Origin of the sequence: Microbacterium sp. dk485 (assembly GCF_004570445.1) — a bacterium.
GTDB classification, from domain to species: domain Bacteria; phylum Actinomycetota; class Actinomycetes; order Actinomycetales; family Microbacteriaceae; genus Microbacterium; species Microbacterium wangchenii.
In genome coordinates this window covers 734,057-755,705 of the sequence record NZ_SPQW01000001.1, presented here as the reverse complement: position 1 = coordinate 755,705, position 21,649 = coordinate 734,057, and the positions used below count along the sequence as shown (strand labels likewise).

Sequence of the window (21,649 nt, the reverse complement as noted above, 5' to 3'; positions counted from 1 at the left end):
TCGCTCAAGCCGCCGTATCTCCAGGTTTGAGCGTCGCTCGCGCCGTCTTCGCGAGGATTACCATGTCGCCAAGCAGCGTCCAGTTCTCCACGTATGACAGATCGAGTCGCACCGTCTCCTCCCATGACAGAGACGACCGTCCGCTGACCTGCCAGAGTCCGGTAATCCCAGGCTTGACGAGGAACCGGCGGTGCACGTGGTCCGCATACTGAGCGACCTCGGTGGGAAGCGGGGGGCGAGGGCCGACGAGAGACATCGACCCGTTGATCACGTTGAAAAGCTGGGGAAGTTCGTCGAGACTGAACCTGCGCATGACGCGTCCGACGCGGGTCACCCGCGGATCGTTCCGCATCTTGAACATCACCTCGTTGCCAGCGTCGCGGTTCTGTTTTTCAAGATGCTTGAGCAGGTCCTCAGCGTTGACGACCATCGAGCGGAATTTGAACATCGTGATCTCGCGTCCGCGCAGCCCGATACGCGTTTGCCTGAAGAGAATCGGGCCCTCGCTGGTGAGCCGGACCGTCACCGCAAGGAATAGCAGGAGCGGGCTCAGAACGACAACCCCCAGCAGGCTTCCTGCGAGGTCTACGCTGCGCTTCAGGAAAAGCTGGCCTTTGCTGAAGCGGGGAGTCTCAACGTGAATGAGGGGCAGGCCGGCGACCGGACGCGTATGAAGACGAGGCCCGGCGACGTCGATGATGCTGGGGGCCAGCACGAGGTGTTGGCGGCCCGCCTCGAGGCTCCATGAGATCTGCTTCACCTTGTCGGGTGGCAACTCGTCAGTGCTAGTCACGGCGACCGTATCTGCGCCGGTGGTTGCGACGGCGCGCTCCACAGCGTCAACGGACCCCATGATCGGGATAGCGGTCCCGGGTACGGTGCCCGCGATCTTCCCCGTAGGAACGCAGGCGCCCACCACCCGGTACCCCGCGCTGGGGGAGCGATCGAGCTCGCGTGCGATCTGCGTGACAGATGCGAGCGAACCGACGAGCAGGACTTTCGCAGAGTATTCACCGGTCTGACGCTTCATGATGAGCCACTGGCGCCACACCCATCGGCCGAGAACCAGGGTAGCGACGCCTAGCGGCAGACTGATGAGCAAATAGCCACGTGCGATCTCGATTTGAGTAAGGAAGGCGATGATCGCGATCAGCCCGAACAAGCGAAAGCTCGCGTCGATCACCCGGATGTACTCCTGCGCCCCTGTTCCGATGACACGTTCGCTTCGGGAGTCGATCAGCGAGAGCGCCCACATCCAGGCGACGATCAGAACCGCCGAGAATCCCCAGTACGACAGATCGGTAATCCGGGCGTCGTGGGCCATGGCGACTGTCGCATTCCCTGTTCCAAACCAGGCGATCTGAGCACCATAAACGACCCAGACCAGCACTAGGAAGTCGGTCACGATGAGGCGGCGGCTATACGCACGACGCCATCGCGGAGCCTTCGGACTCGCAAGAGGGCCAGTGAGGGACTCGGTTGCCGAGGCTGTCGCCGCTTTAGGTGAGCCAGCGTGCGCGGTCTGCGACGTCGATGTCGCGCCGACCCTCAGGTCAGACGTCACAGTGGATGGTTCCTTCCGTCGTTCAGCACCCCAACGGATCTTGATTCCCAATTTCAAGCTAGCACCGGTTTGTGTCACCCGAATTTCGGAATGGGGGACAAACGGGGGACAAAGCGGCCCGTCTCGCCAGGCGGCAGAAGGGCTGAAACTGGGGTCGTCAGTTGGGTTGCCACGGCGTGTCGCCGCTTCGGGTGCGGCGCGGGGTGTGGTCCCGTTGGGCACGAGCATAGGGCGTAACGGGCGTTCGGCGATGTGCGGCCGGACGAATCCGGACGCCTCGACGGCTCCGCGACCGGGGCTAGGGGAGGCGGGTGAGGGAGTCGCCGGACCAGACGAAGGTGGTGTCACCGGAGGCGGCGAGGGCGACGGGAGCGGCGGGATCCACGGCCGCGCATCCGAGAGCCGCGGGATCCGTGAAGCCCTCGCCCGACAGGCGCGTGACCGCGAGACCCTCGCATCCGGCCGCGCGACTTGCGATGAGGATGGTCTCTGCGGAGATCGCCACCGCCGCGGCATCCGGCGTCGCCAGCGGCGTCCACTGGCCGTCGGAGCCGAGGACGTGCGCGGTGCCTTCGCACACGAGCGCGGTCGTCGGTCCGACCGAACGGACACTGCGCGGATCGGCGCACGGGGTCTCGATCGGGCCCCGGGGCGTCACGAGGACCGCGGGGTCGGCGGGGTCGAGGTATCGCGACGCGGCCAGCACCTCGGGGTAGGGCTCCCAGAAGCGGCCCTGCGTGAAGGTGCGGAGCGCCTCGGTCTCGCACTCGTCGCCCATGCGGGCGATCGCTTCGGCCTCGGTGCCGGCAAAGGCGTCGAGGGAGATCAGCTGGCCGATGCCGCGGTACAGGGGAGTGACGTCGGTCCACGTCTGGCCGCCGTCGGTCGAGCGCTCGATGAGCGGGTCGGTGACGCCGCACTCGCCGGCGACTCCGCGCCACATGCCGCCTGAGCCGACTGAGAGGAAACGCTCCTCCGCGCGCGGGTACGCCGGGCCCGGGGCTGGAACCGGCGTCGCCGAGGGGGTGGCGGTTGGGTCAGGCGTCGCCGGCGATCCGAACGTGAAGGACGGGACCGGTTCGGGCTGCGTCGCGGCGGGTCGGGATGCGACGTGCTGGAGCGCCATCACGGCCAGGACGATCGCGGCGACGGCCACGACGGCCACCGCTACCCCCGCGAGCCAGCGCGCGGAGGTGCGGACGCCCGGCGGACGACGAGCCATCACACTCCAGGGTCAGGGCAGCAGATTGGATGCTTCGGGTGCGGGCGTCGACTGGCGGGCAGGTTCCGCGGAGCGCCGGCTGCGGCGCGCCTTCGGGGCGGGCTGCGGCGTGGCCGCGGGCTTCGCGGGCTGTTGCGACGACACGTACGTGCCGTATCCGCCGTAGCCGTAGCCGTACCCATAGCCGTAGGCGTCGGGGCCGCGCGTGGGCACCATCGTCATCACGATGCCGGCGACCTTCGCGCCCACCGTCTCCAGCGCATCCAGTGCGCCGTTCAGTTGATGGGTCGTGGTGCGGCCCGCGGAGACGATGACGATCGAGCCGGACGTGGAGCGCGAGAGGATCGCGGCATCCGTCACCGGGAGAAGCGGGGGAGCGTCGCACAGCACGACGTCGAACTCGTTGGAGAGGGCCTCCAGGAGCTGGCCCATCTGCTTCGACCCGAGCAGCTCGCTGGGGTTCGGCGGGATCTTGCCGGCCGGCAGCACGTACAGCGGGCGCTTGCCCCACGGGAACATCACATCGGCCACGCGCGCGCGCCCGATGAGGACGTCGGTCAGGCCCGCGCCGCCCTCGATGTTGAGGTACTCCGACACCTTGGGCTTGCGAAGGTCGCAGTCCAGCAGCGCGACGCGCTTGCCGGCATCGGCGAGGGCGACGGCGAGGTTGATCGCGGTCGTCGACTTGCCCTCGCTGGGCAGGCTGGAGGTGACGACGAAGCTGTGTCCGCCGTCCATCTCGAGGAACTGCAGGTTGGTGCGCAGCGAGCGGAACGCCTCGGAACGGGTGTTGTGCGGGTCGGCCTCGAGGATGAGCGGCCGCTCCTTGGCCTTCGGGTCGAAGGGGATCGCTCCGATGAGCGGGCGGTCGGTGAGCGCCTCGACGTCGCGTGCGTTGCGCACCTTGGTGTCGAGCACGGCGCGCAGCACGGCGATGCCGAGGCCCGCGGCGAGACCCACGAGGGCGCCGAGGGCGAGGTTCAGCGGAACGTTCGGGCTCACGGCCTTCGTCGGCGGCAGCGCATCCTTCACGCGGCTGAGCTGGACGGGGCTGGCCGCCTGCTCATCGCGCATCTCGATGCTCTCCACGGCGGTGGTCAGGCTCGCGGCGATCGCGTTGGCGAGGTCGGCCGCCATCACGGGGTCGGCGTCTTCGACGGCGATGTCGATGAGGAAGGAGTTCAGCGGGCTCGACGCGGAGATCTGCTCGGCAAGGCTGTCGGCGGTGCCCTCGAGGTCGAGCTCGGCGATCACGGGGTTCAGCACGAGCGGGCTCTCGGCCAGCTGCACGTAGGTTCCCACGCGCTGCAGCGCGAAGCTGCCGCCCTGCTGCAGCTCGGCAACGCTCCCGCCGGCCTGCGTCGACACGAAGACGCGGCTGGATGCCTCGTACATCGGCGTGCGGGTGAGGGAGTAACCCGCGGCCACCGAGATGCCGATGAGCGTCGTCGCGACGATCACGAGCCAGTTCTTGCGGAGGATGCGGATGTAGTCGCTGAGCTCCATGAGGCCTCTCGGGGGGTCGCGGCTGTACGCGATCATCCTGCCATAGGAAGTGTTACCGGCCCGTGTCGGCGCGGCAGGCGGCGTCGCTGGTGTATGGGTCAGTTCAAGACGACGCGGAGCACGCGCACGACCTCGGTGAGCCCGGGCAGGAGTTGCGCCGTGGAACGCTGATACGTCTCCCACGAGCGGCGGTACGGGTCGATGACGTCGTCGTCGCTCGCGGCAGTGGGGGCGGGCGCGACGCCCCGGCGCGAGGTGAGCAGGGCCAGGGCGGCACGGACGCGGGCGTGCGGGTCGGTGCCCGCCGCATCCGCCGCCTGCCGCAGCTCGGCCTCGGGAAGCCCCGTCGCGAGGCGCTCGAACTCGCGCACCGTGAACGTCGACCGCACGCGCGCCGGCGCCAGTTCGACGACGTCGCGGCGGTGCTCGCGCGTCATCGCGATCACGAGGTCGGGGGACACGAGCTCGCGTTCGCTGAGCCACCGGCCGCGGTGGGTGGCGCTGTCATCGGCGGCGACGCCGAGGGATGCGGCCATCCGCGCCGCCTCGGGCGTCATGGGCGAATCGATCATCGCGTGGGTGCCGGCGCTGGCGACTCGGACGTCGAGGGGGCGCAGGCGCGTGCGCAGCACCTGTTCGGCCAGCGGCGAGCGGCAGATGTTGCCGGTGCAGACGGTGAGGATCTCGATCGTCGGAGACGACGGCTGGTCGCCTCTCGGAGCGAACAAGCCGCTCAGGTCCAGGTCGAGCATCCCGTCCTCAGTGTCGGCGGCGGCGACGGCCCGCCGGTAACGTGGGCGTCGATGACCGAGTCTACCGACGCCGCGCGCCGCGACCTCCTCCTGCCCGACGTGGAGTTCGAGGCGCAGGACGCGGCGGTTGACGGGCCCGCCGAGCGGCCCCGCCGGCCCCGGTCGCCGCGGCGCCGCCGCACGTGGATCGAGGGCGGCACCTCGGTGCAGCACTGGGGCTGGGAACTGCTCGGATGGGCCGTGCTCGCCCTCGGCGCGGGGCTGGTCGCCGGTGCCGCGCTCAACGAATTCCTGCCGCAGCCGATCGGGCCGACCCTGTCGCTGCTCGCGCTGTGGGTCGCGTTCGCCGTGCCCGTGCTGCTGGCCTTCCGCCGGTCGGTGCCGCGCGCGCTGCTGCGCTTCCGCCCGCTCGACCTGCTCTACGCCCTGGCCCTCGGCATCCTGCTGCGCATCGTGCAGGGATGGCTCGACATGGCCGCCGGGGGCACCGGCGCGTGGCCGTCGTACCCGACCGCGGGCGGCGCGCTCCCGGCGGGATGGCTGTTCGACGAACTCGTCGCCGCCACCGTGGTCGGACCCGTGCTGGAGGAGTTCTTCTTCCGCGGCCTCATCCTCGTCGCCGCCTACACGGCGGTGCGCCGCCTGGCCGGGCGCGGGGTCGCGGGGTTTGCCGCGACCCTCGTCTCCACGGGCCTGTTCGTCGCCGCGCACGCCCTGCTGGTGCCGGCGGCGTGGGACCAGGCGCTGTCGCTCGCACTCGTCGGGATCGTCGCGAGCCTCCTCGTGCTGCTCACGGGGCGCATCTGGGCCGCCGTGCTGATGCACGTCGTCTACAACGGCCTGTGGGTCGCCCTCGCCACCGTGGGGACGCTGCTCGGCGGCTCCTCCGGGGCCACCCTCGGCTGACGTAGGCCGGTGGCACTGTCGCCTTCGGATGCGGCGTCCCTGCGCTTGCGTGACGCGCGACGTGCGATGAGCGCGATACCGACGCCCGCGGCCGTGCCGAGTGCGTTGGCGAGCACGTCCAGCACGCTCGCCGTGCGCCCCGGCAGTGCCACCTCCTGCACGAACTCGATCGCGAGGGATGCGGCGACGCCCGAGCACAGCGCGAGCGGCCACGAGCGCATCAGGAGGGTCAGCAGCATCCCGAACGGGACGAACAGGGCGACGTTCGCGGAGAACTCGATGCGCCGGTAGGTGGCCCACGGGAAGGCGCGCTCGATCGCCGCCAGGAGCGGGCCCGCGTCGCGGTCCACGTGCGTCGGCCAGAACGCGATGAGCGCGAGCGTCGCGACGTACGCGACGAGCAGCGCCAGCAGCAGCAGGCGCAGGCGCGGGTCGCGGGCGGAACGGAGCATCCGGCCAGGGTACGTCGGAACGGTTACCGCGACGTTTCCCCTGGCGCCTGGGCGGGGTCAGGCAGGGGCGCCGACGAGGCGGCCGCGCTCGGCGCGCGTGAGCGGGGGGATCGAATCCAGCAGGCGCCGCGTGTAGTCGTGCTGCGGACGGTCGAAGATCTGCTCCACATCCCCGGTCTCCACGCACTCACCGTGGTACATCACGAGCACGCGGTGGGCGAGGTTGCGCACGACCGACAGGTCGTGGGAGATGAACAGGATGCTGACCCCCAGGCGGTCCTGGAGCTCCACCAGCAGATCGACCACCTGCGCCTGGATCGTGACGTCGAGCGCCGAGACCGGCTCGTCGCACACGAGCACGTCGGGATCGCGCATGAGCGAGCGCGCGATGCCGATGCGCTGGCGCTGCCCGCCGGAGAACTGGTGCGGGAAGCGGTACATCGCATCCGCCCGCATCCCGACGAGTTCCAGCAGCTCCGCCACGCGGTCTCGGCGGTCGCCGGCCGATCCGGTGCGGGTCACGGCGAGGGGCTCCGCGATGACGTCGCGCACCCGCATCCGGGGATCCAGCGACGCGTACGGATCCTGGAACACCATCTGGATGCCCGGCTGCGCAGGCGGGCGCCGGCCGCGCGTACGCCGCGTGATGTCGGCGCCGCGGTAGTGGACGGTGCCCTCGTCGATGCTCTCCAGGCCCACGATCATGCGCGCGAGCGTCGACTTGCCGCTGCCGGACTCGCCAACGATGCCCAGGGTCTCCCCGCGGCGCAGCACGAGGTCGACGCCGTCGACGGCGTGCACCGTGCGCCGCGCGAACGCGGGACCGGTGCGGAAGGTTCGGCGGACGCCGGAGACCTCGAGGACCCGCTCCTCCTGCTCCATCGGGTCGAGCACGCGCGCGGGCGCCGGATGCGGCGCCGACGCGAGCAGCTCACGGGTGTACGGCATCTCCGGCGCGGTGAACACGCGGTCGGCATCACCGGCTTCCACGACGGCGCCGTGGCGCATCACCACGACGCGATCGGCGACCTCGGTGACGACGCCGATGTCGTGGGTGATGAGGAGGACGGCCATGCCCAGGCGGCGGCGGAGGTCGTGCAGCAGGCGGAGGATCTGGGCCTGCACCGTGACGTCCAGCGCCGTGGTGGGCTCGTCGGCGATGAGCAGGTCGGGTTCGAGCGCGATCGCCATCGCGATGAGGATGCGCTGCCGCATCCCGCCGGAGAACTGGTGCGGGTAGTCGTCGATGCGCGTCTCGGGGGAGGAGATGCCGACGAGTTCGAGCAGTTCGAGGCAGCGCGCGCGCACCTGCTTGCGCGACATCTTGCGGTGCACGCGGATGACTTCGCCGAGCTGATCTCCGATGGTGAGCACCGGGTTCAGCGCCGACAGGGCGTCCTGCAGCACCATGCTCATGCGATCGCCCCGGATGCGGCGGAACTCCTCGGCGTCCAGGGACAGCAGGTCGATGTCGCCCAGGCGCACCTCGTCGGCGGAGACGACGGCCGCCGAGTCCTGGATGCCCATGATGGCGCGCGCGGTGACCGTCTTGCCCGAGCCGGACTCGCCCAGCAGGGCCACCAGTTCGCCGGGACGCACGTCGAGGTCGATGCCCTCCACAGCGGGCACGACGGTGCCCTCCGAGCGGAAGCCGATCGTCAGTCCTCGCACGCGGAGCGCGGCGGCGGCGGTGTTCTCGTTCGTCTGCACGAGTCCAGTCTTACCGGAAAATGCTTCGGAAATGTTTCGTAATGGAAAACTGTGTGCCGAAATCGCTCACTCAACTTGACATGCGCGCCGGAATAGCGCGAGAGTCACTCTCGACACCCCGATCTTCGGTCCCCCACGGGCAGTCGGTGGTGCGCTGTCGTCACAGAGGAGGAAACGTGCTCGAACCTGCTGAGCGCTACACCGGCTACAAGGCCTACGACTATCTCGAGCCCGGCGTCGACTATCGCGTCTTCGACTACGCGAAGCAGATCGGCCGCGTGCCCGAGTACGCCGGTCTCGAGCTCACCACCGCCGAGGCGGAGCGGGCCGACCGCCTGCTGCGCGAGGAGATGGTGATCTCGCTGCACGAGCACGTGCAGGTCTTCCCCGAGAACATGGACCTCCTCAAGGACCACATCCGCCAGGGCCGCGAACCCACGGGCTACGAGGGCCTCGCCCGCTCGGGCCTGACCGTCGTCTTCGACAACGGCATGGACGGCACGTGCTGCATCTCCAGCGACGCCGGCTGGAAGTACCAGGACGTGCTGTTCGACCTCGGCGTGCGGATGGCCGACCTCGCCCACCAGGACTTCGTCATCAAGGCGGAGACCCTCAAAGACATCCACTACGCGCACGAGACCGGCCGCATCGCGCACGTGTTCGCCCTCGAGGCGGCCACGATGATCGAGAACGAGGTCGATCGCCTCGACGTGCTGTACGGATTCGGCGTGCGCCAGATGGGCATCGCGTACTCCGAGGCCAACACCCTCGGCAGCGGCCTGAAGGAACGCGGGGACGGCGGCCTGACCTACTTCGGCGAGCGGGCCGTCGCACGCATGAACAAGCTCGGGATCGCGATCGACATCTCCCACTCGGGCGACCGCACGTGCGTCGACGTCATCAAGGCCTCGACCAAGCCCGTCTTCATCACGCACGCCGGCGCCCGCACCGTGTGGCCGACCAACCGCATGAAGACCGACGAGACGATCATCGAGTGCGCGCGCCGCGGCGGCGTCATCGGCATCGAGGCGGCCCCGCACACGACGCTCTCGCCCGATCACCCGAAGCACTCGCTGGAGTCGGTCATGGACCACTTCACGTACTGCGTCGACCTCGTCGGCCTGGAGCACGTCAGCTTCGGCCCCGACACGCTCTTCGGCGACCACGTGGGCCTGCACCACGCGTTCTCGTCGCAGCTGTCGCTCGGCCAGGCCCACGGCCGGGTCGAGTTCGACGAGGTGCCCTACGTCGACGGTGTCGAGAACCCCGCCGAGGCGATGGGCAACATCATCGGCTGGCTCGTCAAGCACGGCTACTCCGACGACGAGATCCGCGCCGTCGTCGGTGGCAACACCATGCGGGTCCTCGAGGAGGTATGGGTGTGAAATCACACAGCAGATTCGCCGCCATCGGCGTCTTCGCGGCATCCGCCGCACTCGCCCTGAGCGCCTGCGCGCCGCAGGCGCCGGAAGCCAGCAGCACGGGGTCGGCCGAGGCCGGCAACGACACGCTCACGATCGCCACCACCACGGACGTCGTGAACTACAACCCGCTCATCGGCAACAGCCGCAGCGACTACTGGGTCACGAACCTCATGTACCCGCACCTGCTCACGATCGACGAGGACGGCTCCAAGTCGGCCGAGCTCGCCGTGGAGTGGGGCTACGTCGACGACACGACGGGGTACTACGAGATCCGTGACGACATGACGTGGAGCGACGGCGAGCCCCTCACCGCCGACGACGTCGCGTACACGATGAACGCGGTCAAGCAGGATGCTCCGTCCGGCACCTACTACGGCCAGATGACGAACTTCGAATCGGCCGAGGCGGTCTCCGACACGCGCGTGGAGATCACCCTCACCAAGCCCGACTCGTCGATCGTCGAGGAGATCGGGTTCTGGGGCAACGTCGTGCCACAGCACGTGTTCGAGCCGGCCGGCTCGGTTGCGGAGTTCGCCAACGACGGCTCCGACGGCGGCTGGGTCAGCGCCGGTCCGTACGAACTGACCACCGTGCAGGTCGGCCAGTCGTACACGATGGAGCGCGTCGAGGACTACCCGCTCGTGGAGGGCGGCACGCCCATCCCGGCGAAGGTCGTCTACCGCGTCTACCCCGACGTCAACACCGAGATCCTCGCGCTGCAGAGCGGTGAGGTGGATGTCATCGCCAACGCGCTGCCGCCGGCCCAGGTCGAGCAGCTGCGCAACACCGACGGCATCGAGGTGGTCGAGGTCGCCGGCCTGGGGTACGCCCACATGACGTACAACATGACCCAGCCCGACCTCGCCAAGACCGAGGTGCGTCAGGCGCTCGCCCACGCCGCCGACTACGAGGCGATCCGCTCGGTCGTGCTGCAGGGGCAGGCGGTGTCGACCGGCTCGAGCCCGCTCATGCCGGTGCTGTCGAAGTACTACGACGACTCGATCACCGAGTACGAGTACGACCCGGAGCTCTCGCGCGAGCTGATGGAGAAGGCCGGCTACACCGCCGACGCCAGCGGGAAGTTCCCGGTGTCGTTCCGCCTCATCTACTCGCTGCAGGACCCGGTGACCAGCCAGTGGGCCCAGCTCGTCAAGGACGGGGCGGCCGAGGCCGGCATCACGATCGAGCTGCAGGGCATGGAGCGCAACACCTACCTCGCCAAGACGAACGAGGGCGACTACGACATCTATGCGGGCAACTTCGCCATCATGGACGACCCGGTCACCAACTTCGCCCTGTCGTACCTGCCGGGTGCCGCGATCAACTACACGTTCGTCGACGATCCCGAGCTGAACGCCCTGGTCGACGAGGCCACGGCCACGTTCGATGAGGACAAGAAGATCGAGCTCATGCGGGAGGCTGCACGCCTCGTGCACGAGCAGGTCTACGACAACGTGATGTACACGCAGAACCTGTACGTCGCGCACAGCTCGGACTGGACCGGGTTCATCTCCAAGCCGAGTGAGCTGCTGTCCATCGTCAACCCCGTGTCGATCGCCGGCGCCTCCAAGGTCGCCGAGTAACAGGCACACGAGAAGGGCCGCCCGTCATGTCCATCGCTCTGTTCGCACTCCGCCGGCTCGGCAGAGGCGTGTTCACGATCCTGTTCGCAGTGACCGTGACGTTCCTCCTGCTGCGTCTGCTGCCCGGCGACCCGGCACTCGCCATCGCCAGCCCGAACATGACCGAAGAGACACGGGCGGCCCTTCTCACCCAGTACGGCCTGGATCAGCCGCTGATCGTGCAGTACGTGCTGTACCTCGGGCAGCTGATCCAGGGCAACCTCGGCACGAGCTTCACCCAGTCCATCCCCGTGGCAGACGTGCTGCTGCAGCGGCTGCCGTGGACGCTGCTGCTGACCCTCTCGGCCCTCGTGCTCACGATCGTCATCGGCATCCCGCTCGGGGTCATCGCCGCATCCCACAAGAACCGCTTCCTCGACAAGCTCGTCCAGGTCTTCGGCGTCACCGGGCAATCGCTGTTCGTCCCCTCCATCGGCATCGTGCTGCTGTTCGTCTTCGGGCTGAACCTGCGCTGGTTCCCCATCGGCGGCGCCTACGACGAGGGCGTGTACGGACTGGAGTGGTACGGCTCGGTGCTCTCGCACCTCGTCCTCCCCGTCATCTCCCTCACCCTCATCCAGCTCGGCTCCTACGTGCTGACGATGCGCGCGACGCTCATCGACGCGCTGGGGGAGGACTACACGACCCTCGCCAAGGCCAAGGGCGTGCCGCCGCGCACGATCCTGTGGAAGCACGCGGTGCGCAACGCCATGCTCCCCGCCACGACCCTCATCGGCCTCCAGCTCGGCTTCCTCGTGGGCGGTGCCGTGCTCACCGAGACCGTCTTCGCCTACCCCGGCATCGGCCGCGGCATCTACGAGGCCGTCACCCAGCTCGACTTCCCCGTCCTGCAGGGCGCCTTCCTCCTGCTGGCGGCGACCGTCGTGGTGGCGAACCTCCTCACCGACATCGCCTACGGATTCCTCGACCCGAGAGTGAAGACCGCATGACCGCTCCGCTCCCCGAGACCGAGCTGCTCGCCCCTGTCGTCGACCCCGCCGGCGACGACGGCAAGCGGGCCAGCCGCCAGACGTGGCGCGCCTTCCGGCGTCAGCCGCTCGGGATGATCTCGCTGGTCATCCTCCTGCTGCTGGTCGTCATCGCCGTCGCCGCGCCGCTGCTGGCCCCCTACCCGGCCAGCTACGGCACGGATGTGCTCAAGCCGCCCAGCGGCGCGCACTGGTTCGGCACCGACGCGCTGGGCCGCGACGTGTACGCCGAGGTCATCTGGGGCACGCAGCAGTCGGTGCTCGTCGCCGTCGCCGCATCCGCCATCGCCATCGTCTTCGGAACGCTCATCGCCGTCGTCGGGGCGTACTGGCGCCGGATCGACTCGGTCGTCAGCGTCCTGGTCGACCTGACGCTGTCGCTGCCGGTGCTGCCGCTGATGATCCTCGTCGCCGCGCTCGTCGGCCCCTCCACCTCGACCCTCATCCTCGTCGTGGCGGCGTTCTCGTGGCCCGAGGTCACGCGCCTCGTGCGCTCGCAGGCGCTCGCCGTCGTGCAGCTGCCCTACATCGACGCCGCGCGCCTGATGACCCGCAACTCCGCGTGGATCCTCGGCCGCCACGTGCTGCCGGCCGTGACGCCCGTGGTCGTCGTCTCGGTCGTGGTCACCGCATCCCGCGCCGTCCTCTCCGCGGCGGGCCTGTCGTTCCTCGGCCTCGGCGACCCGACGACGTGGTCGTGGGGGCGCGTGCTGTACGAGGCGCAGCAGTCGGGCGCGATGGTCAACGCGTGGTGGCTGACCCTGTTCCCCTCGCTGGCGATCCTCGCCCTCGTCCTGTCCGCCACCCTTCTGTCCATCGCCTACAACGACGCACGAAACCCCCGGAGCCATGAACGCTGATCCCGTACCCGCCTTCAGCCAGCGGCTCGCCCCCGAGGTGTACGACCGCATCCAGGAGCGCGTGCGCGCACACCTGGATGCGGCGGGCCTGCCCGCGATCCTCACCGACGACCCCGAAGACGTCTCCTACCTCACGGGCTTCTTCCACCACCCGGGGGAGCGCCCCGTCGCGGTCTACCTCGACGCCTCCCGCGCCGTGCTGCTCGTGCCCGCCCTCGAGCGTCAGCACGCCGAGGAGCAGCACGCGCACGCCGAGATCGTCGACTTCGCCGAGTACCCCGGCGTGGAGAACCCGTTCGCACCTCTCGTGCGGGCTCTCGGCACGACGCCCGAGCGCATCGGCATCACGACGCTCATGACGCAGCACCGACTCGCGATGCTCACCCGTGCCCTGCCGCACGGCGTGTTCGAGCCGACCGAGCTGATCACCCAGGCGCGCTACATCAAGTTCCCGGAGGAGATCGCGCAGCACCGCGAGGCCGCGCGCATCACCGACCTCATGCTGGAGGCAGGCGTCGCGCTCGTCCGCGACGCCGTCGCATCCGGCGGCGAGCTGCCCACCGAGGCCGAACTGGCCGCGCACGTGGGCCGCGACGGGCTCGGGCGCATGTACCGCGAGCACTCCGACGTCGTCGTCATCTCCTTCATGGCCGGCGGGCTCGTGTACGCGGGGGCCAACTCCGCCATCCCGCACGGACTGCCCTCCTCGTACCGGCTGCGCCCCGGCGACACCTTCATGCTCTCCCTCGGTGCCGCCGTCGGCGGCCGGTTCGTGGAGGGGGAGCGGACCTTCGTCCTCGGCGAGCCCACCGCGGACCAGCGTCGCTACCACGACGCCGTCCGCCTCGCGCAGGCGACGGGGACCGCGGCGATCGCACCCGGGGTGCGCTGCGCCGACAGCAACAAGGCGTGCCTCGACGTCATCCGCGACGCCGGCCTCGGTCAGTACCTGCGCCACCGCCAGGGGCACGGCATCGGCTTGGGCATGCACGAGCCGCCGTGGCTGGAGGACGGCGACCCGACGCCGCTTCAGGCCGGGATGATCGTCTCCAACGAGCCCGGGATCTACATCCCCGGGCATGCCGGCTACCGCATCTCCGACAGCATGCTCGTCACCGACTCCGGCGCCGAGCCCCTCACCTCCTTCCCGCGGTCGCTCGACGACTGCGTCATCCCCGTCTGACCCTCGAAAGGAACCGCTTCATGGCCGAAGAGACCGTGTCCCCCGAATTCGCCCGCGCCACCACCACCGCCCAGCGGGTGCGCATCAACGGCAACGAGCTCGCCGTCGAGGTGCTCGGACCCGAGGGGGCGCCGGTTATCATCACGCACCACGGCGCGCCGGGGCTGGGCTCCCGCGCGGAACCGCGCGCGAGCTTCGGCCGCCTCGCGGACGAGTACCGCGTCGTCGTGTTCGACGCGCGCGGCAGCGGCGAGAGCGAAGGGGCGGGCGTCTTCAGCCACGAGCAGTGGGCGGCCGACATCGACGGCCTGCGCGAATGGATCGGCGCGGACAAGATCGTCATGGCGGGCGGTTCGTACGGCGGTTTCATGGCGATGGAGTACGCCATCCGCTACCCCGACCGGGTGGCCGCGCTCGTGCTGCGCGACACCGCGGCCGACAACTCCCACGCCGCCCTCGCCCGCGAGAACGCGCTGGCCAGTGACCGCGTGACGATCGACATGGAGAAGTTCGACCGCATCGACGAGGGCCGCGTCCGCGACAACGCGGACCTCAGGGACTGCTGGCGCGAGATCCTCCCGCTGTACGACTTCCACTACGATCCCGAGGCCACCGAACGCAAGGTGCAGGCGACGCCGTACCGCTACGAGGCGCACAACTACGCGTTCTCGGTGAACCTGCCCGGGTGGGACATCAAGCCGCAGCTGCCGTCGATCCCGGTCCCGACTCTCGTGACCGTCGGGCGCACGGACTGGATCACCCCGGTATCGTGCAGTGAGACCATCGCGGAGCTCATCCCCGATGCCCGGCTCGAGATCTTCGAGGAGTCGGGACACTCTCCTCAGATCGAGCAGGCGGAGGAATGGACGGCAACGGTGCGCGACTTCCTGCACGAGGTGTTCCCGGCGACGGTCTCTCCCCGTTGATGGGGTCGGGGACCCTCGACCAGCTTTCCGATCTCGACAAGCGCATCGTCGTCGCGCTCCAGCACGATGGCCGTGCCAGTTGGCGGGCGATCGCCGACCGCATCGGCGCATCCGTCTCGACCGTGTCGCGCCGCGGGCAGCAGCTCCTGGCCGACGGTCTCGTGCGCGTTGTCGCGGTGCCGGCGCTGGGAGCCGACGGACCGCATTCGCAGTTCCTCGTCCGCATCAACTGCCAGCCGGGCACCCACATGGAGGTGGCCGAGGAGCTCGTCCGCAACCCCTTCGTGCGGTTCTGCACGATCGTCACCGGCAGCTACGACATCATCGCGGAGCTCGTCGTGCGCGGCGCGGCGACCCGGTACCCGCAGGTGATCGTCGACCTGCAGCCCATCGCGGGCGTGCAGCGCTGGCGCAGCGACCTCATCATGCACGTCTACAAGGTCAGCTACGACTGGGGCCGCCAGCTGTACGGCGGGATGCTCGATGTCCCTCCGCCGCCGCCGGCGACGGAGGGGGAGGAGATCCCGGCCGAGGGGTGCTCGCCCGATCACCTCGACGACCTCGACCGGCAGATCCTGGCGGTGCTCCGCGAAGACGGGCGCGAGTCGTTCCAGAGCGTCGGGGAGAAGCTGGGGCTCAACGAATCCAGCGTGCGGCGCCGGTTCGACCGCCTCCGCTCGCACCGGTGCGTCGACATCCTCACCCTCGTGCAGTCGGCGGCGCTGGGCATGGAGTCGGAGACGTTCCTCACCGTCACCGTCGAGCCCTCGCGCATGGATGCCGTCGCCCGCGAGCTCGCGACGTATCCGTTCGTGCGCTACCTCGCCGCGCTGCTGGATGAGAACGCCCTGCTGTGCGAGGTCATCACGACGTCGGTGGACGAGCTGTACGGTTTCGTCACCGACTCGCTCGCCCGCCTCGACGGCGTGCAGGGGTGGACCGCGAACATGGAGCTGCTCTTCCTCAAGCGCGGATTCGTCGAGACCCCGTGGTGGCGCATGCAGATCGAGCAGTCCCGCACGACGCTTCCGTCCTGAGCCCGGGTCCGTCTTCTCCGGTGCGGCGCCGGGCACTTCGTGCAGAACTCAGGTGATTCGGCATCCGGGAGGCCGCTGGCGGGGCGCCGCTCGGCGTGTCGCCTGAATTCTGCACGGGACCGACTGGGCTGTCGGGGTGAACAGAGCGTCGGCCTGGGGTCCGCAGCAGTCGGGCTGCGGACCCCAGGCCGGGGTCAGACTATTCCACGGGCTGCATCGTGGTCCACGAGAGCCGTTCGCGGTACTCCTTCGGCTCGACACCGGTCCAACGGGTGGTGTTGACCACCGGGTTGGCGTTCAGGTTCCAGTACAGCGGCACGTAGTACATCAGCTCGGCCGCCCGCTCCTGCACCTTCCGGTAGTACTCCGCTCGCTCGTCCCGATCGGTGGTGCTGAGCGCCAGAGCCGCCGCCTCGTCGATCTCGGGATCGCAGATACCGGTGGGGTTGGCGTTCTTCCTGGCGTCCGGGTTGCACGTGAACCAGCGCATCATCCCGACGGAGGGCTCGGGCCCGAGGTTCTGGATGGTGACCCCGAGGTCGTAGTCGAACGTGGTGTAGATGCCCTCGAGATAGAGCTGCGAGGTCGTGCCGAGCAGCTCGACGCCGATGCCGACCTCCGCGAGCTGGGACTGCATCATGTCGACCGTAGCCGCGAGATCCGCCACGCTCTGGATGTAGCGGAGCCGGAGAGTGAATCGCTTGCCGTCGTCGCCGACCGGGAAGCCCGCCTCGTCCAGCGCTTTGTTGATGGCGCGGACGTCGCGCGGGAAGTCGGCCGAGAAGTCGACCTCGTCGCTTGCCGCCCACTCCCATGCGTCGGGCATGAAGCCATTGGCGGTCTTTCCGCCGATGCCGTACATCGCGGTGTCGACGATCGCTTCTCGATCGAGTGCGGCGAACACGGCGCGGCGAACGGCAGGGTCCGACAGGTACTCGCTGCGCGTGTTCAGGAACATCGGAACGATCCCGGGGTAGTAGCCGGTGGGGCGGAAGTCGGTGTCGGGGGAGTCCCGGACACGTTCCAGCGCCGACGCAGCGACGAGAGTCTCGTCCAGCTCCCCAGCGAACAGGGATTCCTGGCGGGTGTTCTCATCGGCCATCTGCACGAAGTAGGCGCGGTCGACCTGCGACTCGCCACCCCAGTAATCGGGGTTCTTCACCAGCACGATCTCCGACCCGGGCTTGTACTCGCCGAACTGCATGGGGCCGGTGCCGATGATGCCCGCGTAGTTCGCCTCGTTGGTGACGAAATCGGTGCCTTCATACAGATGCTTGGGGAGGATGTACTGCTCGGCGATCGTCTCCAGGATCGGACCGAGGGGTTCGCTCATCTTCATGGCGACGGTGTGGTCGTCGATGATGTCCACCGAGTCGAGCCGCTTGGTGATCTCGGCTCCCATGATGGCGAGCGGCACGATCTCATCGAAGTTGAACTTGACGTCCTCTGCCGTGAACGGCTCGCCATCGTGCCACGTGACGCCCTCCCGCAGGTTGAGAGTCAGCGTGAGCGCGTCGTCGCTGAGTTCCCAGTCCGTCGCGAGGCCGGGGCTCACTTCGCCGGTCCCCGACGCGAAGATGAGCGGCTCGAGGATCTGGGCGCTGAACGCGGTCGCGGCGTTCCCGGAAGCGAACTGAGCATTCAGTCCGATGCCCATCGGGTCGCCGTTGGTGACCCACTTCACGTAGGTGCGTTCGACGTCGTCGGCTTCGGCGCTGCCACCGCCGTCGCCGGCGGCAGCGCATCCCGTCACCGCGAGCGCGGCCGCCAGGCCCATCGCGAGCAATGCGCCCAATCGCCTCGTCGTGTGACCCGGAGCGGATCCTGTGTTTCTGATCTTCATTTCCTGCCTCTCTGCATGGATATTCAGTTCGAAAGCTCGTCTCGCCGTGGCTGTCGTCACTTCAGCGGCGGCAGAACGGGCGTGGCTGCCAGAAGTGTTCGTGTGTACTCGTGAGCCGGGTTCGCGAAGACTGCTTCCGTCGTGCCTTCCTCGACGACCTCGCCCGCCCGCATGACATAGACGCGGTCGGCGACCTTCTCGACGATCGCCAGGTCATGCGTGATGAACACGTATCCGACGCCGAGGCTGTCCTTGAGATCGGCCATCACCCGGAGGACGCCCGCCTTGACCGACGCGTCCAGGGCCGAGACCGCTTCGTCGGCCACGATGATGCTCGGATTGAGCACGAGGGCGCGGGCGATGAGGACTCGCTGTCTCTGCCCACCGCTCAGTTCATGCGGGAAGCGGTCGAGCAACGGCTCGGCCGGGCTGAGTCCCACCTGGTGCAGTGCCTCCACGGCGAGCGCACGAACATCGGACGGGCGCGACGCGAGACCATGGAACCGGATGACCTCCCCGAGGGCCTGCTGGACGCGTTTGCGAGGATTGAGCGACCCGGCGGGATCCTGAAGGACCGCTTGGACGCTCCTGCGGTAGGCCCACCGCTCCCGTCGGTTCATGGATGCGATCCGGATGCCGTCCAGTTCGACCGTGCCGGATGTCACCGGGATGAGATCGAGCAGCATCCGAGCGACCGTGCTCTTGCCGCTTCCGCTCTCTCCCACGATGGCGACGAACTCGCCGGGTCGTGCATGCAGACTCACGTCCTTCACCGCATGCACCGGCGTCGCACGCTGCCTCCCAGGGAACGTCTTGGAGATGTTCCGCGCCTCAAGAAGCATCCGAGACCTCCTCGTTCAAGCTGCGACGGAGTTCCCGTGGCATCGAATACAGTTCTTCGCCGCGCACGGTGAGACTCCGTACGCTTCGCAGAAGAGCCTTGGTGTAGGAATGCTGCGGATCGGTGATCACACGTTCGGTGGGTCCTTCTTCGACGATCCGCCCGTTGTACATGACGTACACGCGGTCGGTCATCCCCGCGACGACTGCGAGGTCGTGGGAGATGAGGATGAGCGATGTGTCCAGATCACGCACCGTCGCGTCGAGTGTCTTGAGGACGCGCTGCTGGACCGTCACATCGAGCGCCGTGGTCGGCTCGTCCGCGAGGATGAGTTGGGGACGCTTCGCGATGGCGATCGCGACCAGCACTCGCTGGCGCATGCCCCCACTCAGTTCGTGCGGGAAACTGCCGGCGACCTGCTGCGGCTTGTCCAGACCGGCTTGCTCCAGGAAGCCCAGCACCGCCTCCCGACGGGCGGACCCCTTGCGGATCCGGTCGGCGGGAATGGACTCAGCGACCTGACGCCCGATCCGCATGGTCGGGTTCAGGAACGACATCGGGTCCTGAAAGATCATCCCGACCCGCCGACGACGGACCTCAGCCCACTCCGAAGCGGGTGCGCCCAGCATCTCGTTGCCCTGGATCCGAAGGGATCCGGTGACCTGGACGCGCGGCGATGTCGGAAGCAGGCCGGCAATGGCACGACCCGTGATCGACTTGCCCGACCCCGACTCGCCGACGATGCCGACTCGCTCACCGTCACGGACGATCAGGTCAACGCTGCGCACGGCCTCGACGGAGCTGCGGGGTCCGGTCGGGAGTATGACGCGAAGGCGCTCCACTTCGATCAGCGGTGGCCGACTCTCGGTGGAGACGACCGTGTCGGTGTAGGCGCTCATTTGACCCGTCCGATCATCGGGTTGAACGAGTCGTTCAGCGCGTCTCCGAGCAGATTGACCGCGAGCACCACCGCGAAGATGCACGCTCCCGGGATGACAGCGAGCCACCAGCCATCCCGCATGTGCCCCTGTGCGTCGGCGAGCAGCGTCCCCCAACTGGGGTTGTTCGGGTCGCCGATCCCGATGTAGGCGAGGCCCGATTCGATCAGGATCGCACGCCCGACCGTGAGGGTCGTGGCCACCAGGACAGGCGGCATCAGGTTCGGAATGACATCCGACAGGATGATCCGGAACCCGGGGATCCCGACCGCGCGGGCGGACTCCACATATCCCATCTGCGAGATGCGCATCGCTTCGGCGCGGACGATTCGCGCGACCGCCGGCCACATCGTTACGGCGAGGATGACGACGACGAGCCACATGCCGTCGCCGAGCAGCGCCACGGCGACGAGCGCGAGCACGATGGCGGGCAGGACCTGGAAGAACTCCGCGATCTTCACCAGGCCGAGGTCCACGACTCCCCGGTAATAACCGGCAGCCCCTCCCACGACGAGTCCGATGGTCATGCACAGCAGCGCGACTGCGAAGCCGACCATCAGCGAGACTCGGCCCCCATTGGCCACTCGGACGAGGAAATCACGTCCCAGTTGATCCGTGCCCAGCATGTGGTCCGGGTTGGGTGGCGACATCACCGGGAACACCGTCAGGATCGGGCTCGGGCCGAAGAAGGGCACGGCCACCACGAACAGGACCATCAGGATCAGCAGAGGAGCGAACACCATCGTCGTCGGCTTGCGGAGGAATGTGGCCCACGCCATCCGTTGGGCGCTCGTTCCGCGGCTCGGAGCGACCGGCGCGACCACCGCAGGGCCGGCCGGGGCGACCGGCTGCTGGTCGATTGTCATGAGGAGACCTCTCTCTTGCTGGATGCGAGGCTCTCGCGCACCCGTGGGTCCACCAGCCCGTAAACCATGTCCGTGAGGATGTTGACGACGATGATCGTGAAGGTGAGCACGACGACGATTCCCAGGACGAGTTGGTTGTTGCCGCGCTGCACCGATTCAACGAACATCAGTCCCATACCCGGCCAGCCGAAGACCTGCTCGATGACGACGGACCCGGCGACCAGTGAGCCCAGGCTGTAACCGGCCACTGTGACCATGGGCAGGAGTGCGTTGGGCAGCGCATGCCGCCAGAGGGTCTCCCGCTCCGTCAAGCCCTTGGACCGTGCCGTGTCGATGTAGTCCTGCCCGAGCGCTTCGATGACGGACGCCCGCATGATCCGCGTCTTGTAGGCGAGCTCGGTGGTCGCCATCGCGAGCACCGGCAGGATGAGGTACTGCAATTGGATGCCTGACTGGCCGCGCGGACTCGTGCCCTGAATCGGCAACCATCCGAGTTCGATCGAGAAGGTCAGCAGGAGGAGCATTCCCAGCCAGAAGTTGGGAACCGAGAACAGTGCGATCGCGGAACCGGAGATGAGGCTGTCGAGCCAGCGCTTACGCGTGCGGGCGGCGATCGCGCCGAACACCAGCCCGCCGGCCGTCGAAATCAGGAACGCGGGGATCGCGAGCGCCAGCGTGGGTCCCATACGGTCCAGAACCAGCGTCAGGACGGGCTGGCCGGCGTGCAGATACGAATAGCCGAGATTCCCTGTGAGGACGTTACCCACGTAGATGAGGTAGCGCTCCCACACAGGTCGATCGAGCCCGTACGTCTGTCGCATCAGCTCGACGAACTCCTCCGTCACAGGCGACTCTCCCAGAATCGCGAGCACCGGATCGCCGGGGGCGGCTTCGAGCAGCAGGAAGAGGACGCTGATCACCACGAGGAACAAAACGAATGACGACAACAGCAACTTGCCGTAATGGATCAATCGCTTCATTGGAGCGTGCTCCGGGTGGGTGACACCG

Annotated in this window: 19 protein-coding genes; 8 read left to right on the top strand and 11 right to left on the bottom strand. The window is 68.4% G+C overall.

Translation table 11 applies throughout. The features are described 5' to 3' along the window. Positions 1–4 precede the first annotated feature (4 nt). The 4 genes from E4V99_RS03455 to E4V99_RS03440 all read right to left on the bottom strand — a co-directional run bounded on the left by E4V99_RS03455 (position 5) and on the right by E4V99_RS03440 (position 5,044). On the bottom strand, positions 5–1,564 hold the full coding sequence (locus E4V99_RS03455) for a sugar transferase (protein WP_245233109.1): 1,560 nt from the start codon (positions 1,562–1,564) through the stop codon (positions 5–7). Between the two features lie 298 nt (positions 1,565–1,862). Then, complete coding sequence (locus tag E4V99_RS03450; protein WP_135116447.1) at positions 1,863–2,786, bottom strand: hypothetical protein; 924 nt, start codon at positions 2,784–2,786, stop codon at positions 1,863–1,865. A gap of 12 nt (positions 2,787–2,798) precedes the next feature. Next, on the bottom strand, positions 2,799–4,292 hold the full coding sequence (locus E4V99_RS03445) for a polysaccharide biosynthesis tyrosine autokinase (protein WP_135117211.1): 1,494 nt from the start codon (positions 4,290–4,292) through the stop codon (positions 2,799–2,801). A 98-nt stretch (positions 4,293–4,390) separates the two neighbouring features. Continuing rightward, positions 4,391–5,044 (bottom strand): low molecular weight phosphatase family protein, encoded by a 654-nt coding sequence (locus E4V99_RS03440; protein WP_135116446.1) that lies wholly within the window; start codon positions 5,042–5,044, stop codon positions 4,391–4,393. A 51-nt stretch (positions 5,045–5,095) separates the two neighbouring features. Here E4V99_RS03440 and E4V99_RS03435 point away from each other — a divergent pair, with 51 nt between their 5' ends. Then, on the top strand, positions 5,096–5,950 hold the full coding sequence (locus E4V99_RS03435; RefSeq protein WP_135116445.1) for a type II CAAX endopeptidase family protein: 855 nt from the start codon (positions 5,096–5,098) through the stop codon (positions 5,948–5,950). Here E4V99_RS03435 and E4V99_RS03430 read toward each other — a convergent pair. Both E4V99_RS03430 and E4V99_RS03425 read right to left on the bottom strand, forming a co-directional pair. Beyond that, the gene (locus E4V99_RS03430; protein ID WP_245233108.1) at positions 5,875–6,402 is read right to left on the bottom strand and encodes a VanZ family protein; all 528 of its coding nucleotides are present in this window, start codon (positions 6,400–6,402) and stop codon (positions 5,875–5,877) included. The two genes, E4V99_RS03435 and E4V99_RS03430, sit on opposite strands and share 76 nt — an antisense overlap. A 57-nt stretch (positions 6,403–6,459) precedes the next feature. Further along, positions 6,460–8,112, bottom strand: a complete 1,653-nt coding sequence (locus E4V99_RS03425; RefSeq protein WP_209305580.1) for an ABC transporter ATP-binding protein — start codon at positions 8,110–8,112, stop codon at positions 6,460–6,462. 176 nt (positions 8,113–8,288) lie between these two features. On the opposite strand from E4V99_RS03425, the gene E4V99_RS03420 reads away from it, so the two are divergent. Genes E4V99_RS03420 through E4V99_RS03390 form a run of 7 tightly spaced genes read left to right on the top strand, consistent with a single transcriptional unit; the run spans position 8,289 to position 16,153 of the window. Next, positions 8,289–9,497, top strand: coding sequence for a membrane dipeptidase (locus E4V99_RS03420; protein WP_135116443.1), 1,209 nt, complete (start codon positions 8,289–8,291; stop codon positions 9,495–9,497). Beyond that, positions 9,494–11,119 carry an ABC transporter substrate-binding protein gene (locus E4V99_RS03415; RefSeq protein WP_245233107.1) on the top strand — a complete coding sequence of 542 codons (1,626 nt, stop codon included), beginning with the start codon at positions 9,494–9,496 and terminating at the stop codon, positions 11,117–11,119. The genes E4V99_RS03420 and E4V99_RS03415 overlap by 4 nt, the downstream gene beginning before the upstream one ends. Before the next feature lie 26 nt (positions 11,120–11,145). Further along, entirely contained in the window at positions 11,146–12,108 is a 963-nt protein-coding gene (locus E4V99_RS03410; RefSeq protein ID WP_135116441.1) for an ABC transporter permease, read from the top strand. Then, the gene (locus tag E4V99_RS03405) at positions 12,105–13,007 is read left to right on the top strand and encodes an ABC transporter permease (protein ID WP_135116440.1); all 903 of its coding nucleotides are present in this window, start codon (positions 12,105–12,107) and stop codon (positions 13,005–13,007) included. The genes E4V99_RS03410 and E4V99_RS03405 overlap by 4 nt, the downstream gene beginning before the upstream one ends. After that, complete coding sequence (locus tag E4V99_RS03400) at positions 12,997–14,190, top strand: Xaa-Pro peptidase family protein (protein WP_135116439.1); 1,194 nt, start codon at positions 12,997–12,999, stop codon at positions 14,188–14,190. Before E4V99_RS03405 ends, E4V99_RS03400 begins: the two co-directional genes overlap by 11 nt. 20 nt (positions 14,191–14,210) lie before the next feature. After that, a complete protein-coding gene (locus E4V99_RS03395) occupies positions 14,211–15,116 on the top strand; it encodes an alpha/beta hydrolase (RefSeq protein ID WP_135116438.1) in 906 nt (301 codons plus the stop codon). Next, positions 15,116–16,153, top strand: a complete 1,038-nt coding sequence (locus tag E4V99_RS03390; RefSeq protein WP_135116437.1) for an Lrp/AsnC family transcriptional regulator — start codon at positions 15,116–15,118, stop codon at positions 16,151–16,153. The genes E4V99_RS03395 and E4V99_RS03390 overlap by 1 nt, the downstream gene beginning before the upstream one ends. A gap of 199 nt (positions 16,154–16,352) precedes the next feature. Here the strand turns inward: E4V99_RS03390 and E4V99_RS03385 are convergent, their stop codons facing one another. From E4V99_RS03385 to E4V99_RS03365, 5 genes are read right to left on the bottom strand one after another with little or no spacing between them, the layout of a single operon-like run. After that, complete coding sequence (locus tag E4V99_RS03385) at positions 16,353–17,996, bottom strand: ABC transporter substrate-binding protein (protein WP_135116436.1); 1,644 nt, start codon at positions 17,994–17,996, stop codon at positions 16,353–16,355. A 56-nt stretch (positions 17,997–18,052) separates the two neighbouring features. Then, positions 18,053–18,838 carry an ATP-binding cassette domain-containing protein gene (locus E4V99_RS03380; protein ID WP_135116435.1) on the bottom strand — a complete coding sequence of 262 codons (786 nt, stop codon included), beginning with the start codon at positions 18,836–18,838 and terminating at the stop codon, positions 18,053–18,055. Then, complete coding sequence (locus E4V99_RS03375; RefSeq protein WP_135116434.1) at positions 18,828–19,736, bottom strand: ABC transporter ATP-binding protein; 909 nt, start codon at positions 19,734–19,736, stop codon at positions 18,828–18,830. The genes E4V99_RS03380 and E4V99_RS03375 overlap by 11 nt, the downstream gene beginning before the upstream one ends. After that, entirely contained in the window at positions 19,733–20,641 is a 909-nt protein-coding gene (locus E4V99_RS03370) for an ABC transporter permease (RefSeq protein ID WP_135116433.1), read from the bottom strand. Before E4V99_RS03370 ends, E4V99_RS03375 begins: the two co-directional genes overlap by 4 nt. Further along, on the bottom strand, positions 20,638–21,621 hold the full coding sequence (locus E4V99_RS03365) for an ABC transporter permease (RefSeq protein WP_135116432.1): 984 nt from the start codon (positions 21,619–21,621) through the stop codon (positions 20,638–20,640). Before E4V99_RS03365 ends, E4V99_RS03370 begins: the two co-directional genes overlap by 4 nt. Positions 21,622–21,649: the final 28 nt, after the last annotated feature.